This window comes from Natronococcus pandeyae (assembly GCF_008122205.1).
Taxonomy (GTDB): domain Archaea; phylum Halobacteriota; class Halobacteria; order Halobacteriales; family Natrialbaceae; genus Natronococcus; species Natronococcus pandeyae.
On sequence record NZ_PHNJ01000004.1, the window covers coordinates 201,850 to 216,935 of the forward strand.

Genomic DNA, 15,086 nt, shown 5'->3' on the forward strand with positions numbered 1-15,086 from the left:
GACCGACGCAACGCACGACGGAGGCGAACACCGATGACCGCGGCTGAATCCGCGGAGACGACGAGCAGGGAACAGGAGACGAGTGCCCTCAAGGGGTTCGACACGCAACGGGCCGCCCTCTACACCGTCTTGCTTGGGTTGATCGCCTTCTACCTCTCGCCGCTGTGGGGTGGACTGACGACGGCGTTCAAAACGGACACGGGTTTCCTTCAGACGACACCGCTGATACCACCGACACCGGAGTGGTTCACCCTCGAGCCCTGGGAACTGGCGTTGGCGACGATGCAGGGCGGACTGGTCAACAGTATGCTGTTCGTCGTTCCGGCGACGATCCTGTCGGCGACGCTGGGCAGCCTCGCGGCGTACGGGCTGACGAAGCTGTCCTGGCGCGGCCAGGTGGGCATTCTCGTGATCTTCCTCGCGGGCGTCTTCCTGCCCTACCAGTCGGTACTGGTGCCGCTCCGGCAGTTCTGGTCGGCGGTCGACCTCGCGGGACTGCTCGCGTTCGCCCCGTTCCTCGCGAATCGGGCGGACCTGATCGAACTGACGATCACCCATACGGCCTACGGGATCCCGATCTGTACGATCCTCTTTCGGTCGTACTACAAGACGATGGACGACGAGATGATCGAAGCCGCGAAGATCGACGGTGCGAGCGCATTCGGGATCTACAAACGGATCGTTCTGCCGCTGTCGATGCCGATGTTCGCGGTGACGCTGATCTACCAGTTCACGCAGGTCTGGAACGACCTGCTGTTCGCGCTGGTGCTCGTCACCGCGCGGTCGAACTACGTGGTCACGCAGTCGCTGAACGAACTGCAGGGGTCGATGGCCCAGCAGTACAACATCCAGATGGCCGGCGCGTTCATCGCTGCCCTGCCGACGATCATCATTTACATCGTCTTCGGACGACAGTTCGCCCAGGGAATCTCCGGCGCATCGTGAACGAGTACGATACTCCAACTATCACTATAGATACCAATGGCACGACTTACACTCGATAACGTAACGAAACGCTTCGACGACGGCGACGACGAGATCGTCGCGGTCGACGAGGTGTCGGTCGACATCGACGACGGCGAGTTCCTCGTTCTCGTCGGCCCCTCCGGCTGTGGAAAGTCGACGACGCTGCGGATGATCGCCGGCCTCGAGACCGTCTCGGACGGCGACATCGCGATCGGAGACGACGTCATCAACGACGTCCCGGTCCAGCGGCGGGACATCGCGATGGTGTTCCAGAACTACGCGCTGTACCCCCACATGACCGTCCGAGAGAACATGCGATTCGGACTCGAGGAGTCGACGGATCTCAGCGCGGATGCGATGAACGAGTACGTCGACGACACCGCGACCCTCCTCGAAATTGACGAGCTGCTCGATCGCAAGCCGAGCGAGCTTTCGGGCGGACAGCAACAGCGGGTCGCCCTCGGTCGTGCGATCGTCCGGGATCCCGCGGTGTTCCTGATGGACGAACCCCTCTCGAACCTGGACGCCAAGCTTCGGGCGGGGATGCGCATGGAACTCCAGCGGCTCCAGGACGAACTCGGCGTGACGACGGTCTACGTCACCCACGATCAGACCGAGGCGATGACGATGGGCGACCGCATCGCGATCCTCAACGACGGTATTCTCCAGCAGGTGGCAACGCCACTGGAGTGTTACCACCGGCCGAAGAACCTCTTCGTCGCCGGCTTTATCGGCGAACCCTCGATGAACTTCTTCGACGTGACCCGCGAGGACGACCGCCTCCTCCTGGACGGAACCGGCCTCGAGTACCCGATTTCGGCCTCGATCCGCGAGGACCTCGACGACGTAACCGATCTCGTCCTCGGCATTCGTCCGGAAGACGTCGAAATCGTCGAGGGAGGCGGCGGAGAGCACGACTTTCCGATCCAGGTCGACGTCGTCGAACCGATGGGGAACGAGAACAACCTTCTCGCCACCTTCGAGGCGAGCGATCGAACGATCAACGCGATCGTCGGCGGCATGCGACACGTTCGCTCCGGCGAGCAGTACACGGCTCGTCTCCCGGAGTCCGCGGTTCACCTCTTCGATCGGAAGAGCGGACGTGCACTGCACAACCGTCAGATCGACGAGGAAGAGAAGCTGCTCGAGCCACACATCTGATACGACCGAAAGACGGGAGTCGACGGTTCGGGACGAACGTCTGCTGACCGCGAACGCGGACTCGTACTCGGCTCGCGACGGTGGTTCGATCCGCCCGCAAACCAGTCTCGTCGTCGATACAGCTGTTATCGGCAACGGGGTGAACGCCCCCACAAAGGTTTAACCCCGCACGAAGCTTCGTCATCCACGGGAGGAGACATGGCTTCAGATGACACCGAGGAACACCCGGGAGAGGAGCGAGTCGGAGACGACGAACCGCTCGAGGTGGACGACCTCGTCGGCGACACGGCTGACGGGCGGAGCGCGGCCGTCGAGGAAGTCGACCAGCGGATCGTCGATCTGCTGTCGTGGATTCTCGACACAGAAACGCGCGCAAAAATATACGTCCACCTGCTGGCGGAGCCCGGCAGTACCTCCGAGGAAGTTGCACAGGGAACCGGACTCTACCCCAGCACCGTTCGCGAGGCGCTCGCCGAACTTCACGAAGAGGACCGTGTCAGCCGAGAGAAACGGGCGAGCGAAGGGGCCGGAAACAATCCCTACGAGTACACGGCGATCCAGCCGAGCGAACTCGTCGGCGGCGTCGTCGACCAGGTACAGCGGGAACTGAACACGATCTTCACGCTCGATCGCGTCCTCGATCGCCAGTCGGAGGAACCGCCCGCACTCGAGGAGGACCTCGAACCCGTCAAGATCACCGTCGACGACACGACGCCGACGGCAACCGAAGGGAACGAGACAGACCCCATCTCGCTCGAGGACGACGTCGAGATCGAAACGGTCGATCCGGACGCCGAAGAGCCGCTGGACGAGGACGAGACCGACGATCCGGTCGAGGAATAGAGGAATAACGCCCTCAGTCGCCCAACGCCGTCAGTCGTCCTCGAGGCCGAGGACGGCCGGCCGCTCGAGTGTCGCGTCGCGGTCGACCGCCGAGGCGGTCACCGTCGGCCACCGGCCGGTCGCCGTCAACACCTCGATCTCGTCGTCGGTGACGAGTGCGGTATCCTCACTTTTCGCGCCCTGTACCGTCGGGTTCCAGGCGTACGCCATCGGCGACTCGACCGTCGCGTCGTGGTCCGGCGTCGCGATCCACTCACGACCGGCGAAGCCGGCGGCACCGCCCTGGTGATGGTGTTCCCACTCGCCCTCGTAGCCGACCGCCGCGTAGGCGTCCTGGATCTCGCCGAAGACGTCGCCGGCCGTCCCGTCGTCGGTCGCCGCCGTCTGCGTCGCTGCGAGCGCCGTCGCCTCGACGCGGGCCGCGGCGCGGTGTCTGTCCTCCAGCCACTCCGGCGGATCGAAGGCGACGGTACGGGTACAGCTCGCGTGCAGCCCCGCGCGTTCGGCCGTGACCGAGACGAGGACGTAGTCGCCGAGTTCGGCCTCCGTCGGCGTGTAGTGGCGGTACCGCGTCGCGCGGTCGCTCCCGCCGACGAGCGCGACTGGCGCCTCGATGTCGCGCGCCGAGAGCGCGACTTTGAGCGCCGACGCAACCTCGTGTTCGGTGTCCTCGGGCTGGAGTTCTCGACAGACCGATTCGACGGCCGCGGCCGTCTCTCGCCCCAACTCGCGGTAGCGCTCGCGATCGCGCTCGGTTAGGGGTTGGCGCAGTCCCGTCGGGTCGACGCGCTCGAGCCCGGGGACGTCGATGTCGGCGGCCGCCCGCCCCTCGTCGGTCCGGGCCGCGATCTCCTCGTGCAGCGACGACGCGTGCCAGGGGAACCGTTCGATCGACACGGCGTCCGCATCGAGGTCCGGCAGTTCTTCAGCCGCGATTCGGTCGGCCTCGATGTTGTTCGTCAGTATCCGAGCGGTGGCTCCGTCGTAGCCGACGGCCGCGACGCCGGCGTCACCCTCGCGGTCGACGACGTTGTTGCCGCCCGTGAGCCAGGCGAAGGAGTTCGGCCGGGCGAACCAGACCGACTCGAGTTCGTGCGCCTTGAGGTAGCGCTCGAGTCGCGCGCGCTTGTCCATGTCGGGTGCTGGCGTGGGTGGTTCTTGAATCCGACGAACCGGTTCGGTCTCTGCCGGACAGGGGAGGCGAATCCGGGCGGAGCCGGCTTCGACTCGGGCAATCTAAATACGGGTGGTCCTAACCCCCGCCAGAACGTTCGTGTCGACTCATAGCCACACTTCCGGTCACAGACTCCGCCCGCTGATCGCCCGGTTCGGCTTCCCGCATCTGCTGGCAGCGACGCTCGCGCTGGTCGCGGCGACGATCCTGCTCGGCGTCGCGGCGAAAGCAACCGGCGCCGGACTGGCCTGCGAAGCGAACTGGCCTCAGTGCGACGCGGGGCCGTACAACCTGCTGCCCGCGAACCTCCCCAGCTTCTACGAGTGGTTCCACCGCTTCGTCGCGATGTTCGCCGGCTTCGCGATTATCGGCTCCGCACTCGCAGCCTGGCGCTCGCCGTCGATAGACAAGCGCGTGACGGCGCTGGTCGTCGGCGGGATGGTCCTGACGCCGATCCAGGTCTACCTCGGCCGCGAGACGGTCCTCCAGTACGAGATGGAGATCCTCTCGCTGCACTTCTGGACGGCGGTGCTTATCTTTTCGATGTTCGTCGTCGCGACCGTCCTCGTCTGGAAGGCGAAACTCCGCGCCGGTCACGTCGCCGGCGCGCTCGGACTCGGACTCGTCGCACTACCGCTGCACGTCGCACTCAGCCCGACCGACCTCGGCGTCGTGACGGACTACACCCCGACGATCCAGCTGCTCCAGTACGGCGTGACGCTCGCGCTGATCACGTCGGTCATCGTCGCCACGATGGTCGGCCGGTGGCGGCTCGACGACCGGCCGCTGCTCGGCCTGCTGGCCGGCACGACCGTGCTGGCGCTTGCGGTCACCTACCTCGGACGACGCGCCGTGATGACGTTCAGCCCCGCCCTCGACCAGCTCTATCTCGTCGTCGCGTTCGCCCTCCTCGTCGCGTTCGTCATCGGAATCTGGCGGAGCCGATCGACCGCAGAAGCGTCTCGAGACGCACCTTCGCCGTAGGATTACGCTACCGACTCTCGTTTTCGACTCGCGGTTCGGTCAGCCGGTCGCGATAACGACCGCACCGGCAGCCAGGACGGCACCGACGCCGACCACGAACAGCGTGTAGTTGGCAACCGGGCTCTTTGCCGGCGTCACGTTCACGGTGTATCGCCGCCGGGAGACCGGCCAGAACGGACGGATCCCCATGGGCGTCAGCGCGTCCGCGAGGAGGTGTGAGACGATCGAGAGCACGCCGACGGCGAACGCGAACGCGACGAACGCAACGTCCACGAGCGGCGACGCCGCATCGATGAGGATAGCCGCAGCGGCGGCGAGTGCGGCGCCGACGAGGAGCGCGAACAGGACGGTGTGAGTCGGCCCGCGGTGCTCGAGAAACGGCACCTGATGGTCGACGTCGGGGAGCGTCGAGAGGGCGACGCAGAGGAGACCGCCGACGATAGCGGCCGCCTCGTGACCGGCGATGGCGACGCTGGCACCGAGTGGCGCGTACGCAGCCAGAGACGCACCGTAATGGCCAACCTGATACATCTTCGACAGATACTCGGCGTTGGATTATAAGTCCACCGCCCGCGGTGTAGCCGGGACAGTACGGCCGTATCGTCGACGTGAACTTACCAGCCGTAGCGATCTAACCGCTCGATTCGCTGGTCGTCGGTTCGACCGTCCGCACCGAGACACGACCCGATGACACCGCGATTGATCCAGGTACCGAGTCGGCGAACCCTGCATCGAAGCGGGGTGACGACGATTAACCGCGGCGGTTATGGGCATCGATTCCCTCCCTATACCCGTGCAGAACGTCACCGACAGGACCAGCAATCCGTTCGGCATGCGACCGCCCTTCGACCGGACCCCGCCTGGTGACCGGACCGCCGTCTTCGGCTACGGGGACGCCAACGCGGACTTTCACCTGATCGGCGATTACCCCGGCCGCCACGGCGGTGCCGAAACCGGCGTTCCGTTCACCGGAACCGACTCGGGCCGCGCCCTCCAGGACGTCTTCAGAGCGGTCGGCTTCGTGAGCGGTCCGCCAGCTAAACCGATCTGTGAGAACCTGTTCTGTAGTTATATCCACATGTGCCGTCTGCCGGACGGCCGAACGCCGACCGACGAGGAGTACGACGACCTCGAGCGGTACTTCGACGCCGAACTGCGGGCGATCAACGCCCACATCCTCATGCCGGTCGGCGAGCAGGCGACGGATCACGTCCTTCGGGAGTACACGACTCAGCGACACCGGATCGACCTCGATATGGCGGCCCTCCACGCGACCGAGATTCGCGGCCGGGGGTTCCTGATCGTGCCGATCAGGGAGCCGACCGAGTGGGAGGATACGGAGCGGGAGGCGCTCGTCGCGCGACTCGAGGCGATCCTGGGCCGTGACTACCGCCAGACGAAGGGCGTCGCGACGACGGTCGGCTAGCGACCGAACCGCGTCCGGATCGTCGCCCGGATCGGCAGACACAGCGCACCGACGACCGGGACGAGCACGAACGCGACGAGATCGACGACGAGCGTGGCGTGTCCCGCCATTGCAGCGGCGAATCCGGCTGTGGGTGCCAGGACGGGGAGCACGTACAGGTAGGTGGGCGTCCAGCCGGGCCCCTGTCTCGTCTTGAAGACGATCACGCCGAACAGCAGCGGCAGCAGTACCGTTCCGGCGAGCAGCGGTCCGCCGACCAGCGCCGTCGTCGTCCCCACGGCGAGGGCGACAACGATGGTTTCGTCGATCGTCACCGAACGCCAGGTGTCGCCCTCGCGAACGAACCGTGCGACGAGCACCGCCGCGAGCGTGGCGACGACGACGCCCGCCAGTCCGCCGTACCACTGGATCGGCTCGAGCGGGGGCGCCACGAGTTCGGCGCCGGTCACGAAGCCGACGGTCGTCTCGAGACCGTATCGCCCGCTCTCGAGCACCGCCAGGAGCTCTCCAGGGTCGGCGCCGACGGCGGTTACTTCGTTTCGGAGGGTCTCGAGGGCACCAGTGTTCGCGCTGGCGAACTGACCGAGCCCCGCGACGTAGACGACGAGCGAGAGCCAGAGAAGCGGCAGTCCGAAGTTCTGGCGTCGCCACCAGCGGACGACCGCGTTGTCGGCCGTCGAATCGGCGCTCGTCGCGGTCGCGCCGGTCGTCCCGGCCGTACGTTCGCGCGCTGCCTCGGTGTCCGTTCCGTCGCTCGTTCTCGACTCTCGACGCTTCGATGTCGAACCCGCAGCGGTCCCGGCGGCTCCGGCGGCCCCCGCAGTCTGCGAGGAGCTACTCGCCGTCGATCCGCTCGAGGTGGACCCGCTCGAGGTGGATCCGCTCGAGGTCGTCGTTCCGCTCGCCGATCCGGCGCCGGAACCGGCCGCCGACCCCGATCCCGTCGACGTCGTCGAGCCACCGGTCGCCGAACTACCGGCCGCCGACGCGCCCGCCGTCGCGGTCGCCTCGGCGTCCGCATCGTCGTCCTCGTCGTCCTCGTCGCTCGAGTCGTCGCTCCGCCAGACGTCGGGCGAGGGAAGTCCGCTGGTTCGCTTCGCGACGTAGGTCTCGTGACCGAGTCGGTCGTAGGCCTTGCGCTCGACCGGATCGCCGAGGATGTCGTAGGCCTTCTTGATCGCCGTAAACTGCGCCCGTGCTCGCGAGTCGTCGTTGTGGTCCGGGTGATAGACGCGGACCTGTTCCCGATAGGCATCCTTGATCTCGTCCTGGGAGGCGTCGGACGAGATCTCGAGCAGATCGTAGAAGTCCTCTGTCATGTGAATTCGGGGACGGTACCGTTTACACCGTAGTTGTGACTGGGGGGTTATAATTTCAGTGTTACCGATATTCATTTTCGGCTATATTCGCGACCAACCCGTTTTCGCCGGCAACGACGATTCAGGAGAAGTCCTCGAGCGAGGACTGGCCAGCGGGGCGACCCCCGTCCATCGGCGCCTGTTCGTCCGCCGGTGCCTGTTCGTCCGCCGGTGCCTGTTCGTCCGCCGGTGCCTGCTCGTCCGCCGGTGCCTGTTTGTCTGTCGATGCCTGCTCGTTCGTCGCCGTTCGTTCGTTCGTCTCGCGGTCGTTCGTTCCGTCGCCGTCCGTTCCGCCATCGTCCGGCCGCCGCTGTTCGTCCGGATCACCGTCACTTCCAGTTCGTTCCCAGCCGTCGAGACTGGCCTGATCGGCCGCGGAAAACTCGAGGTTCGCGACCCTGACGCCGACTTTCCGGACCGGTTCGGTCTCGAACTCGGCGAAGAGGCCCTGAGCGATTCTGTCGACGAGCGCGGGGTCGTCGATCGGTCCGGGCAACGACCGCTCGCGCGTGTTGACGTCGTACGGCGGCGTGACCGCCTTGACGCCGACGGTCCGGTACAGCGCCCCTTCCCGCTGGGCGCGGTCGGCGACGGCCGCCGCGAGCGTCTCGATCTGCTCGTATTTCGGCTCTGGATCCTCGACGGGTTCGGAAAACGCCGACTCCCGCGAGAAGCTCTTGGGGTCGCCTTTCGGCTCGACGCGCCGGTCGTCGTCTCCACGGGCGCGGTCGTAGAGTTCTCGGCCGCGCTCGCCGAACCGTTCGACCAGCGGCTCCGGATCGGCCGCCGCGACGTCGCCGGCCGTCTCGAGGCCCATCTCCCGCAACTCGCGGGCCGTCACGGGGCCGACGCCGTGGAGCAGGTCGACCTCGAGCGGGGCGAGAAACTCCCGGAGTTCGCCGGGGCGAACGACGGTCAGCCCGTCGGGCTTGTCGTAGTCGCTCGCGATTTTGGCCGCGCTCATCGTGGGCGCCGCGCCGACGCTGACGACGATGCCGACCTCCCGGCGGATGCGGTCTTTGACGTGGCGGGCGAAGCCGTCGGCGACCTCCCACGCCGTCCGGTCAGTGACGTCGAGGTACGCCTCGTCGATGCTCACTTCGCGGACGACGTCGGCACACTCGTGGAGGATGGTCTGTACCTCCTCGGCGACGGACTCGTAGTAGTCCATGTCCACGGGTCGGTAGTGGCCGGTTTCCTCGGGCTCTGGCGGTGACCTGCTCGCGGGTCGTTCCTCCCCGTCTTCTCGCGGGCCGGGGGACGGCTTTGCCGTCCCGTTCGAGGCGGCTCCGCCGCCTCGCTGCCCGCTCGAACGGTCCGCGGAACGTCGTTCCGCGCTACTCGCCTCGTCGAGGCCTTCACTTCGTTCGGGCCTCGCACCGCTCGAGTTTTCCGAGGCGCGTTGCGCCTCGTCCTCCAGGGCTGCGCGACGGGGAAGTCGCTCGAGCGCGCTCGAGATCGCCTGCGCGCTCTCGACGCCGAACTCGCGCGCCTCGTAGCTGGCGGTGGCGACGGCGCCGACGGTCTCGCCCGGCTCGTACCCCATCCCGACGACGAGGGGTTCGCCCTCGAGTTCGGGCTCGCGCAGTCGCTCGCAGGCGGCGTAGAAGCAGTCGGCGTCGACGTGCAGGATGATGGGATCCTCTTCGTCCTCGTCGCGTTCGACGCCGGGGAGTCGCGGCCCGTCTGGCATTCGTGTGAGGGTTCGACCGCACGGTTGTGAACGTTGCGCCGTCGGCGTGGGGGAGTTCTGGAATCACCGACCGGCGATCTCCGCTCCCGTTCCGTCCGCGTCGAACGTCTCGGTCGAGTCGCGCCCGTCGGTGAACGTCACGCGCACGGTCTCCGGATTCCACGACTCGTCGATCCGAACCAGCCGACCCTGCGGGGCCAGATCGTCGGTTCGCCCCTTCCGGCGGATGCAGACGTAGCAGTGGACGCGGTCGTCGTCGCGGACGACGTGCGTGACGCTGGCGTCCGAGGACTGCCCGGATGAGGCGACGAGCAGTCCCACGACGATCGACTCGTCGAAGTCCGTTTCCCCGAGAAACGCCCGTTCGTCCGCCTCGAGTTCCGCGTCGAGCTGCTCGTCGACCTCCGGTGGCGGTTCGAACCGGTCGACGTGCTCGGGTCGCGTCGCCAGGATCGCTCCCTGGTCGTGCCACCACCGACCGACGGACGCGAACTGCCGCGTGTCGAACTCGAGGCGGTCGTCTCGGAAGGAGGGACGTGCACAGAGCGCCGGCAGCGAACAGCCGGCGAGGGGAACCGTTCCGAGGGCGGCGAGGAGGACACGACGGTTCATCGGTCGTCGTTTCTCCTCGATTGACAAGTGTGTTGTCCTCGCCGCGACCCACGCCGCGGACGAGACTATATGGGTCGCCGTGAAGACGTCTACAGAACGACTCTATGACGAAACCGACTGAGGGCGAGACGCACACGTTCGAGCGAACGTTCACGACCGAGGAGGTCCGGCAGTTCGCGGCCCTCTCGAAGGACACCCAGTCCCGACACACCGACCCCGATCCGGAGGGACGACTGCTGGTACACGGACTATTGACGGCGACGCTGCCGACGAAGATCGGGGGTGACCTCGAGGTCCTGGCCTCGTCGATGACGTTCGAGTTTCGCCAGCCGGTCTACACCGGGCAGTCGATCACGTGCAGGTGGCTGTACGAGGACGTCGTGAGGCGCGAGGACCGCTACGACCTGACCGCGGACGTCGTCTGCGAGAACGCCCACGGAGACACCGTTCTCACGGCGACCATCGAGGGGGTCGTCTGGGACGACGGGTCGAACGACGGTTGATAACGCCTCGAGAACGCGTCCTCAGTTGTAGCCGCGCCAGCGCTTTCCGCACTCGGTGCACTTGAAAAAGCGCGTCGGCGGCTCGTCGGCCGAGGCGGTCTGCTTGAGCGTGTACCAGGCTTCCTGGTTGCCACACTCGTCGCAGACGACGTCGGTCGCCTTCGGCTTCCCCTCGAAGTTCGCGTCTTCGCTGGATTCGATCACGTCGTCGTCGATCTGTGACTCGGTCGTGACGAACTCGCTTTCGCTCTCGCGGTCTCGCTCGTTCGAGGCGCCGCAGTCCTCGTTCGTACAGACCATGCGGTCGCCGTCCGCTTTCATCATCGAGCCGCAGTCGTCGCAAAACTGCATACCGGCACGTACGGACGTACAGCGACAAAACTCCCTCGCTCGCCAGCAGCTTTCGTCGACGCACGTCAGCTACCGACACTCTCGATTTTGAATATCTTATGACAGCTTAGCGCCCGGTCGACGCGCCGTCGAATCCCGACTACCGCCGATCAGCGGGATCGATTTCCGCGCCGTCGGTCGCCGGCGCCGAGAGGACGATTTCTCCCCCAAGTCCGCGCTCTTCGAGCGCGTCTCGCGCAGCGCCCTTCGCCTCCCTGGCGTGGCGAACGTCCGTCAGACCGTAGACGACCGGGCCCCACGACGACTGGCCGACGCCGGAGAGGACGGGGCAGTCCTCGAGCGTTTCGACGAGTTCGCCGGCGGGCGGCCGGAAGACGCCGCCCTGGGCGTCCGCGTACCAGGCGCCGTTCTTGTGGCCGATCTCGCTGACGGCGTCGCCGAACGCCTCGAGTCGCCCCTCCGCGGCCGCCGGCAGCAGCTTCCGGGTGACGACGCCGGCGATCTCGTCCGCGACGGCCGGGTCGGCGCGCTCGACGACGGCCCGCATGCTCGCGTCCTCGTTCTCGCCGCTGCGGCCGGGATCGGCGTCCGGAACGACGACGAGGAACCGCCAGTCGTCGGGGAGCCGGTGGCGGGCGACGACCGGCGGGACCGTCCAGTCGCCCTCCGCGGGTGGCTCGGTCGTGAACCTGCTGGTTGGGTGGCCGGCGTCGACGACGAACCCGCCGTCTTCGAAGGTCCCGACGCCGACCCCGCTGCGGCCGCCACGACCCATCGCCGGCGCGTGCTCGCGGATCCGGGGCTCGAGGTCGTGCGCCGCCGCCGTCGCGGCGAGCACGGAGAGCGCGAGCTGGGTGCCGCTGCCGAGGCCGACGTGGCGGGGGAGTCGCTCCTCGAGCGCGACGGCGACGCCGGAGACGCCGAGCACCTCGACGGCCCGCTCGGCGTACTCGCGGACGAGCGCGTCGTCGGCGTCGACGCTCGAGGCTGGCTCGGCGCTGACGGTGACCCGCGGCTCCTCGAGGCCGACGCCGATCCCGCCGTAGAGGCGTCTGCGGGCGAGCGAGAGGTTCTGGAAGCCGACGTGGAGTCGCGCACCGGCGCTGACGGTTGCCGTCGCCATCTCTGTTCCCGCGCTAGGGACCGGCCGGGCAAGGGGATTTCGACGCTGGCAACGCCTGACGACGATCGCGTCCCGATACCGAATCCACCCGCCCAATTTAGTAGCTAGCCTGTCGTGGGTCGTGATACCACATGACGATCTCCGAAGCCGATCGAATCCCAGTGACCGTCGTGAGCGGCTATCTCGGCGCCGGCAAGACGACGCTGGTCAATCACCTGCTGACGAACGCCGGGGGGCGCGAGATCGCGGTCATCGTCAACGACATGGGCGAGGTCAACATCGACGCGGACCTGATCGCTCGCGAGAACGAAGACGAGGGAATAATCGATCTCTCGAACGGCTGTATCTGCTGTCGGTTACAGGGGGATCTCCTCGCCGAAGCCCGGCGACTCGCGGAGAGCCGGGAGTTCGAATACTTGCTCGTCGAGTCCTCCGGAATCAGCGAACCGATCCCGGTGGCGCAGGTGTTCACCGAGGGAACCGAGGCGAGCGAGATCGATCCGACGGAGCTGTTCGAACTGGATACGATGGTCACCGTCCTCGATACCTACGGCTTCTGGAAGGAGTTCGACGCCGGCGAATCTCTGCCGGAACACGCCCAGCCGGACGAGCAGCGGCCGCTGAGCGAGGTTCTGGTCGAGAGTATCGAGTTCTGTGACGTCCTCCTGTTGAACAAGACGGATATGGTCCCCGACGACGTCCTCGAGGAGATCGAAGCCGTCGTCGACCGGCTCCAGCCCAGGGCCGAGCGGGTCCGCACGAGCTACAGCGAGGTCGACCCCGACCTCGTCCTCGGAACCGGTCGGTTCGACTTCGAGGAGGCGAAGCGGTCGCAGGGGTGGAAACGCGAACTGCGTGGCGAAAGCCACGATCACGAAGACGACGGAGAAGCGCACGACCACGGTGCACACAGCCACGGTCACGATCCCGCCCAGCGCGCCGCCGACCTCCACGGCGTCTCCTCGTTCGTCTTCCGGGCCGACGAGCCGTTTCGGCCCGACGAACTGGGCGATTGGTTCGAGGAGTGGGACGGTTCGATCATCCGGGCGAAGGGCGTCTGCCACGTCGCCGGCCACGACGAGGTGATCGGCCTCAGTCAGGCCGGACCCGCAGTGCAGGCGGGTCCGATCGGCGAGTGGCGACCCGACGACGACCGGCGGACGCAACTGGTGTTCATCGGCAGCGGAATCGACGAAGAACGGATCCGAGAAGAACTCGAGGCGATGCTCGTGGATACAGACGAGCGGGTCGACGACGAAAACTGGGCCGACCCGTTCCCGTTATGACTCGAGTTCGTCGCTGAGTTCGTCCCAGGACTCGTGGAAGCCGTGAGTCGACTGGGTCGTCGCCGTCTCCGCGATAGCGTTCTGGTAGGTGTCGTCGTACTCGAGCAGTTGCCCCCAGCCGTCGGTGAACGAGTAGTTACAGTACTGGCACACACGAGAGGATAACACAGAGGCCGATATACGCCTTTCTGTCGCCGTGTCGGTCGAGCACTCGGTCGCCGAGGGAATCGGTTCGACCGCCGATCCAAAGGTCCATAACGGTACGCTACCGAGGGCGCCTACCTGACGGCACTCCGCCGAGAGACCGATTATGAACACGAAGCGAAACGGCGCCTACGTTGGCAGTACGACCGACGTCGTCGAACGATTCTGCGACCGTTGCGACTGGCACGCAGTCGACGATACCTATCCCGCCCTGATCGAACGATACCAAGACCACCTCCGCGAGGAGCACCCCCGAGTCTGGCTTCGACGGTAGCGCGTCCGAGACCGAAGCCAGTTTTCCGACCGACTCAGAAGTCGCCGAGCGACCGCTGGTTGCGGACCAGCGGGTACGCCTCGTAGTCCTCGACAATCTCGAGGTGCGTCGCCAGTTCCGCGGCGGAGCCGTGCTGGGTGTAGACCAGGTCGGGATCGACGCCGCGGACGACATCGACGAGTTCGGTGAAATCGCAGTGGTCGGAGAGCGGGAACGTCACGTCGTAGTCCCCGCGATACTGGAAGCTATCGTCGATCGCCCACCCCGAGAAGCCCGCCTTGATGGCGTCGTACTCCCGGACGAGCGCGTCGACGAAGGAGAGTTTGCTCGTCTGGGAGGGCAGGACCAGCACGTCGCCGGCGCCGAGATCCGTGTCCTCGCGGTACCGGCGCGCGTCGAACTCGACGTCGTAGTGGTCTTCGACGACTTCGTTGATCCGTTCCGTGGCTCGCGTGACGAACAGCCGATCCCGCGAGGACCGGTTCGCAAGCACCTGGATCTCCTGGGCCCGCCCGAGCGTGTAGCCGAACATGAGCACCGGCTGTTCGTCCGTGTCGTCGAGCCAGTCGACGATATCAGTCTCGACGGTCTCCTGGGGCGGCAGAACGTACTCCGGTTCGCCGTAGGTTGCCTCGACGACGAGGACGTCGACGTCGAGGACGTCGGGGTCGAACCCCTCGAGGTAGAACCGGTCCCGCGTCGAGCAGTCGCCGGTGTAGAGATAGGTCGTTCCGTCGGAATCCGTAATTTCAACCGCACGCGAGCCCGGGACGTGGCCGGCGTTATGGAGATCGACGGCGGGGTGGGTCGTCCGCTCGAGCGGCGTCTCCTCGCGCCGAGTCCGTGCGAGCGCCGCGGTCACGTCCGAACAGATCACCGCGCCCGGATCCTCCCGGTAGAGGTGGTCGCCGTGGGCGTGACTCAGCACACGAACGCCGTCGGCAGAGCGCTCTCCGTCGCAGACGACGGTCTCACCGCTCGTCAGGTCGAACCGGATACCGTCACCGAGGCGTACTCGACGCATCGCTACCCCGTGGTACGGTTGAGACGGCCATGGGTTGCGTGCTTGCGGTCGGTCGCGGCGTTCGTATCCGCACCCGATCGTCGGCTCGGCGTCGATTCTCGCTC

General features: G+C 66.5%; 17 protein-coding genes. 8 read left to right on the top strand and 9 right to left on the bottom strand.

What is annotated here, in order from left to right; genetic code table 11:
* The first annotated feature begins 33 nt into the window (after positions 1-33).
* The 3 genes from CV102_RS09890 to CV102_RS09900 all read left to right on the top strand — a co-directional run bounded on the left by CV102_RS09890 (position 34) and on the right by CV102_RS09900 (position 2,970).
* Positions 34-945: a carbohydrate ABC transporter permease gene (locus CV102_RS09890; RefSeq protein WP_148857833.1), complete on the top strand. Its 912-nt coding sequence runs from the start codon at positions 34-36 to the stop codon at positions 943-945.
* A 36-nt stretch (positions 946-981) separates the two neighbouring features.
* Positions 982-2,127 carry an ABC transporter ATP-binding protein gene (locus tag CV102_RS09895; RefSeq protein WP_148857834.1) on the top strand — a complete coding sequence of 382 codons (1,146 nt, stop codon included), beginning with the start codon at positions 982-984 and terminating at the stop codon, positions 2,125-2,127.
* Positions 2,128-2,325: 198 nt separating this feature from the next.
* Positions 2,326-2,970 carry a helix-turn-helix domain-containing protein gene (locus CV102_RS09900; protein WP_148857835.1) on the top strand — a complete coding sequence of 215 codons (645 nt, stop codon included), beginning with the start codon at positions 2,326-2,328 and terminating at the stop codon, positions 2,968-2,970.
* 30 nt (positions 2,971-3,000) lie between these two features.
* Here the strand turns inward: CV102_RS09900 and CV102_RS09905 are convergent, their stop codons facing one another.
* Positions 3,001-4,104 (bottom strand): M24 family metallopeptidase, encoded by a 1,104-nt coding sequence (locus CV102_RS09905; protein ID WP_148857836.1) that lies wholly within the window; start codon positions 4,102-4,104, stop codon positions 3,001-3,003.
* 139 nt (positions 4,105-4,243) lie between these two features.
* Between CV102_RS09905 and CV102_RS09910 the strand changes: the two genes are divergently transcribed.
* Positions 4,244-5,128 (top strand): COX15/CtaA family protein, encoded by an 885-nt coding sequence (locus CV102_RS09910; RefSeq protein ID WP_148857837.1) that lies wholly within the window; start codon positions 4,244-4,246, stop codon positions 5,126-5,128.
* A gap of 39 nt (positions 5,129-5,167) precedes the next feature.
* On the opposite strand, the gene CV102_RS09915 is transcribed toward CV102_RS09910, so the two are convergent.
* Positions 5,168-5,659 carry a metal-dependent hydrolase gene (locus tag CV102_RS09915; RefSeq protein ID WP_148857838.1) on the bottom strand — a complete coding sequence of 164 codons (492 nt, stop codon included), beginning with the start codon at positions 5,657-5,659 and terminating at the stop codon, positions 5,168-5,170.
* Positions 5,660-5,921: 262 nt separating this feature from the next.
* On the opposite strand from CV102_RS09915, the gene CV102_RS09920 reads away from it, so the two are divergent.
* Positions 5,922-6,554: a uracil-DNA glycosylase family protein gene (locus CV102_RS09920; RefSeq protein WP_187432916.1), complete on the top strand. Its 633-nt coding sequence runs from the start codon at positions 5,922-5,924 to the stop codon at positions 6,552-6,554.
* Here the strand turns inward: CV102_RS09920 and CV102_RS09925 are convergent.
* The 3 genes from CV102_RS09925 to CV102_RS09935 all read right to left on the bottom strand — a co-directional run bounded on the left by CV102_RS09925 (position 6,551) and on the right by CV102_RS09935 (position 10,217).
* Positions 6,551-7,873 carry a J domain-containing protein gene (locus CV102_RS09925; RefSeq protein WP_148857840.1) on the bottom strand — a complete coding sequence of 441 codons (1,323 nt, stop codon included), beginning with the start codon at positions 7,871-7,873 and terminating at the stop codon, positions 6,551-6,553. The two genes, CV102_RS09920 and CV102_RS09925, sit on opposite strands and share 4 nt — an antisense overlap.
* Positions 7,874-7,994: 121 nt before the next feature.
* The gene (locus CV102_RS09930) at positions 7,995-9,605 is read right to left on the bottom strand and encodes a DNA polymerase Y family protein (RefSeq protein WP_148857841.1); all 1,611 of its coding nucleotides are present in this window, start codon (positions 9,603-9,605) and stop codon (positions 7,995-7,997) included.
* 63 nt (positions 9,606-9,668) lie between these two features.
* Complete coding sequence (locus CV102_RS09935) at positions 9,669-10,217, bottom strand: hypothetical protein (protein ID WP_148857842.1); 549 nt, start codon at positions 10,215-10,217, stop codon at positions 9,669-9,671.
* Between the two features lie 104 nt (positions 10,218-10,321).
* Between CV102_RS09935 and CV102_RS09940 the strand changes: the two genes are divergently transcribed.
* Positions 10,322-10,720: a MaoC/PaaZ C-terminal domain-containing protein gene (locus CV102_RS09940; protein ID WP_148857843.1), complete on the top strand. Its 399-nt coding sequence runs from the start codon at positions 10,322-10,324 to the stop codon at positions 10,718-10,720.
* A 21-nt stretch (positions 10,721-10,741) separates the two neighbouring features.
* Here CV102_RS09940 and CV102_RS09945 read toward each other — a convergent pair whose 3' ends face one another.
* Positions 10,742-11,071 (bottom strand): transcription factor S, encoded by a 330-nt coding sequence (locus CV102_RS09945; RefSeq protein WP_148857844.1) that lies wholly within the window; start codon positions 11,069-11,071, stop codon positions 10,742-10,744.
* A 139-nt stretch (positions 11,072-11,210) separates the two neighbouring features.
* Positions 11,211-12,194, bottom strand: a complete 984-nt coding sequence (locus tag CV102_RS09950) for a beta-ribofuranosylaminobenzene 5'-phosphate synthase family protein (RefSeq protein ID WP_148857845.1) — start codon at positions 12,192-12,194, stop codon at positions 11,211-11,213.
* Positions 12,195-12,325: 131 nt separating this feature from the next.
* On the opposite strand from CV102_RS09950, the gene CV102_RS09955 reads away from it, so the two are divergent.
* Complete coding sequence (locus tag CV102_RS09955; RefSeq protein WP_148857846.1) at positions 12,326-13,480, top strand: CobW family GTP-binding protein; 1,155 nt, start codon at positions 12,326-12,328, stop codon at positions 13,478-13,480.
* Here CV102_RS09955 and CV102_RS25880 read toward each other — a convergent pair.
* Positions 13,475-13,633: a hypothetical protein gene (locus CV102_RS25880; RefSeq protein WP_187432917.1), complete on the bottom strand. Its 159-nt coding sequence runs from the start codon at positions 13,631-13,633 to the stop codon at positions 13,475-13,477. The genes CV102_RS09955 and CV102_RS25880 overlap by 6 nt on opposite strands.
* 157 nt (positions 13,634-13,790) lie before the next feature.
* Here CV102_RS25880 and CV102_RS25885 point away from each other — a divergent pair, with 157 nt between their 5' ends.
* On the top strand, positions 13,791-13,958 hold the full coding sequence (locus CV102_RS25885; RefSeq protein WP_187432918.1) for a hypothetical protein: 168 nt from the start codon (positions 13,791-13,793) through the stop codon (positions 13,956-13,958).
* A gap of 34 nt (positions 13,959-13,992) precedes the next feature.
* Here CV102_RS25885 and CV102_RS09960 read toward each other — a convergent pair whose 3' ends face one another.
* Positions 13,993-14,982 carry an mRNA 3'-end processing factor gene (locus CV102_RS09960; RefSeq protein ID WP_148857847.1) on the bottom strand — a complete coding sequence of 330 codons (990 nt, stop codon included), beginning with the start codon at positions 14,980-14,982 and terminating at the stop codon, positions 13,993-13,995.
* Between the last annotated feature and the right edge of the window lie 104 nt (positions 14,983-15,086).